4 protein-coding genes are annotated in these 3,092 nt (G+C 76.1%); 2 read left to right on the top strand and 2 right to left on the bottom strand.

All coding sequences use genetic code 11. The features are described 5' to 3' along the window. Window positions 1–36 precede the first annotated feature (36 nt). On the bottom strand, window positions 37–513 hold the full coding sequence (locus tag ACFWEK_RS20330) for a hypothetical protein (protein ID WP_430555215.1): 477 nt from the start codon (window positions 511–513) through the stop codon (window positions 37–39). 87 nt (window positions 514–600) lie between these two features. Continuing rightward, the gene (locus ACFWEK_RS20325) at window positions 601–1,530 is read right to left on the bottom strand and encodes a hypothetical protein (RefSeq protein ID WP_430555214.1); all 930 of its coding nucleotides are present in this window, start codon (window positions 1,528–1,530) and stop codon (window positions 601–603) included. Window positions 1,531–1,746: 216 nt separating this feature from the next. Here ACFWEK_RS20325 and ACFWEK_RS20320 point away from each other — a divergent pair, with 216 nt between their 5' ends. Both ACFWEK_RS20320 and ACFWEK_RS20315 read left to right on the top strand, forming a co-directional pair. Then, entirely contained in the window at window positions 1,747–2,256 is a 510-nt protein-coding gene (locus ACFWEK_RS20320; RefSeq protein ID WP_430555213.1) for a VOC family protein, read from the top strand. Window positions 2,257–2,355: 99 nt separating this feature from the next. After that, on the top strand, window positions 2,356–3,092 hold a 737-nt coding region (locus ACFWEK_RS20315; RefSeq protein WP_430555212.1), incomplete at its 3' end, for an alpha/beta fold hydrolase.

Here is a 3,092-nt window from a genome sequence, read left to right as displayed (position 1 = left end):
CCGGGGCCCGTCGTGGCGTCCCCTGCTCCACGGCCGTCAGAGCACCCAGGCGACCTCGGCCTCCGTCGGGCCGCCGCACTCGGCGGTCCCGCCGACGCGCACCCAGCCGACGTCGACCTCGGTCCGCGCGAGCAGGTCGCCGTCGTCGTCCAGCGCGCGGAGCTGGACCGAGCGCGGCGCGGAGAAGAGCGTGAACGTCCAGGTGTCGCCGTCGTGCGACGTCGGGATCGCGGGCACCTGAGCGTCCGGCGGATACGGCGGCTGCCACTGGCCACCGTCGCGCACCTGGAGCACCGCCACCTCGGACGTGTCCCCCTCAAGGGTCACCGTGAGCACGCTGGAGTAGCCGATCGCCGGGCACGCCTGGGGCGGCGGATCGGTCGCGCCAGGTCTCAGGACGGCAGCGACGACGGCGAGCGCGACGATGCCGAGCGCCGCCAGCGCCGCCCAGAGCGGCAGCCCCAGGCGACGCGTACCCACCGGCTCCTGCCGGTCACCGGCGGATGGTGCCATCGCTCCTCCCGAGATGGTGCGTCCTCCACATCATGTCGGCCGGCGAAGCCGACGTCACGGTCGGCGGTCTCGATGACGGGCCTCGTGTCATCGACGCCCCGGCCCGTGCGTCGGGACGAGGACGACGGTTCCGCGGGTGCCGCCGACGACGCGGCGCGCCAACGTACGGCCCCTCGCCTCACGCCGCGATGACGGGACGCCCACGACCGTGAGCGCGGCACCCTGCGCCTCCTGCACCACCGCCCGGGCGAGCCCCCTGACGGCCCGGGTCCGCACGTCGACCTCGGGGAAGACCAGGCCGTACGGATCCAGGACCTCGTCGAGGAGCTCTCGGGCGACGGCCGGCGGAAGGTGGTCACCCGGGGCGTGCAGCACGGTGACCCCGGTCCTGCGGCGCGCCGCGGCACGGAACGCCACGTCGAGGACGCCGGTCGGGTCCTCGCGGGAGCGCAATGCCACGACCACCCGGTGCGCGGACGGCCCGGTCAGCGCGCGCCCCGCGAGACCGACCACCGCCACCGCGCGGGGTGCGCGTCGCAGCGCGCGCCGTGCCGCGCCGGGCACCGGACCGCGCGGCGCCAGGCCGCGCCGGCGTCCCACGACCAGCAGGGCGTCGTCGTCCGGCCACGGGCCCGGCGCGCCCGCCTTCCTGAGCCCGACCTCGACGCCGAGCCGGGGATCGACCGCGTGCGCCTGCCGCACGACGCCGTCCAGGTCCGCGCGAGCGGAGTCCCACGCGACCGCGACCAGGCTCCGCCCGTCGGGGGCGGCCCAGGGATACCAGGCGCTCCACGGGGTCGTGGGGTCCACGACCGGCAGCGGCGTCGAGACGGCCCGCAAAACCCGGAGCGTCGTGCCCCGGACCGAGGACTCGGCCGCCGCCCACTGGACCGGGACGTGGCTGGCCGGGGTGTCGTCGAGCGCGAGAAGCACGGGCCCGGCGGGCTCGTCGCGCGAGGGAAGCCGCGATCGCAGCCGGGCGATCGCGCGGCGGTCGGGAGCGGACGGAGCGGACATGGTCGGCCCTTCTCGTGACGGGACGGGGTGCTACGACGACGGTGCCGCGGACACCGCAGCACCGGCGCCCGGGTGCGGCACCGGTGCCGGCACGGGTGACCCCGGCCAGGGCACGCGGGCCCGTGCCTGGGGAGCGGACCCGTGGGGGGCACGGGTGCCGCGGGCGTGCCGTGGGCCGGACGGTGGGGTCGTACCGCCAACCGAACGGAGAGCACGATGAGCACCACAGCGACCGACGCACAGACCGCGACGTCCTCGCCGACGCCACCTCCGGCTCCGGGCGAGCTGAGGATCGAGTCGGTCATCGTCCCGGTGGCCGACGTCGACCGGGCCAAGCAGTTCTACGTCGAACGGATCGGCTGGCGGCTGGATGCCGACCTCCTGATGCCCGACGGGCTCGCCGTCGTCCAGGTGACCCCACCGGGGTCACCGACGTCGATCACCTTCGGCAGCCGGATCACTGCCGCAGCGCCGGGCACCCTCGACAGCCTGCTCCTCGGGGTGCACGACGTCGAGGCCGCCCGCGCCGACCTCCGCGCGCGCGGCGTCGACGTCAGCGAGGTCTTCCACGACGCCGGCGGCGCGTTCCACCACGCCGGAGACCACCAGCGCGCCCCGGGCCGCGACCCGCAGCGCCGCAGCTACGCCTCGTTCGTCTCCTTCCAGGACCCCGACGGGAACACCTGGTACCTGCAGGAGATCCGCGAGCGCCGCCCGGGCCGCTGACGCCGGCGGCACCCCGACCCCGACCCCGACCCCGACCACGCCCCCGCCGCAGTGCCCGGCACCGACCTCGACCCAGGTCCCGACGAAAGGAACACCCTCATGTCCGAGCCCAGCACCTCCCGCCCCGTGCCCGCTCCCACGTCCCGCGCCACGGTCGTCCTCGTCCACGGCGCGTTCGCGGACTCGTCCAGCTGGAACGGCGTCATCGCGCGTCTCCGGTCCCACGTCGTCGCCGTCACCGCGGTGGCGAACCCGTTGCGCACCCTGTCCGGCGACGGCCGGTACGTCGCTGACGTCCTCGCCTCGATCCCCGGACCGGTGGTCCTCGTGGGCCACTCCTACGGGGGCAGCGTGATCACCCAGGCCGCGGCCGACGCCCCGAACGTCGCCGCCCTGGTCTACGTCGCCGCGTTCGCGCCCGCCGACGGCGAGAGCGCGCTCGAGCTGTCGGGCAAGTTCCCCGGCAGCACGCTGGGCGACACGCTGACGAGCTACCCGCTCACCGGAGGCGGCACCGAGCTCGCCATCCGCCAGGAAGCGTTCGCGCAGCAGTTCGCGGCCGACGTCGATCCCGCCACCGCAGAGCTCATGGCGGCCGGCCAGCGGCCCGCCACGGCGGAGGCCCTGGGCGAGGGACTCGCGGTGGGCACCCCCGCGTGGGAGCGCCTGCCCTCGACGTTCGTGCTCGCCGGCGGCGACCGGAACATCCCGCCGGAGGCGGTCCGCTTCATGGCGCAGCGGGCAGGCGGACGCCTGGTCGAGATCGCCGGTGCGTCGCATGCCGTCGCGGTGTCCCACCCCGAGGAGGTCGCCGACGCCGTGCTCGCCGCGGTCGC

The sequence above is a fragment of the Isoptericola sp. NPDC060257 genome, assembly GCF_042726645.1.
In the GTDB taxonomy this organism is placed as follows: domain Bacteria; phylum Actinomycetota; class Actinomycetes; order Actinomycetales; family Cellulomonadaceae; genus Isoptericola; species Isoptericola nanjingensis.
The sequence above is the reverse complement of the archived record's forward strand: the minus strand, read 5'-3'. Positions and strand labels throughout refer to the sequence as shown.

Coding starts and splice junctions, on each gene's coding strand:
- ACFWEK_RS20330 (WP_430555215.1), bottom strand. CDS start 513: ATGGCACCATCCGCCGGTGACCGGCAGGAGCCGGTGGGTACGCGTCGC.
- ACFWEK_RS20325 (WP_430555214.1), bottom strand. CDS start 1,530: ATGTCCGCTCCGTCCGCTCCCGACCGCCGCGCGATCGCCCGGCTGCGA.
- ACFWEK_RS20320 (WP_430555213.1), top strand. CDS start 1,747: ATGAGCACCACAGCGACCGACGCACAGACCGCGACGTCCTCGCCGACG.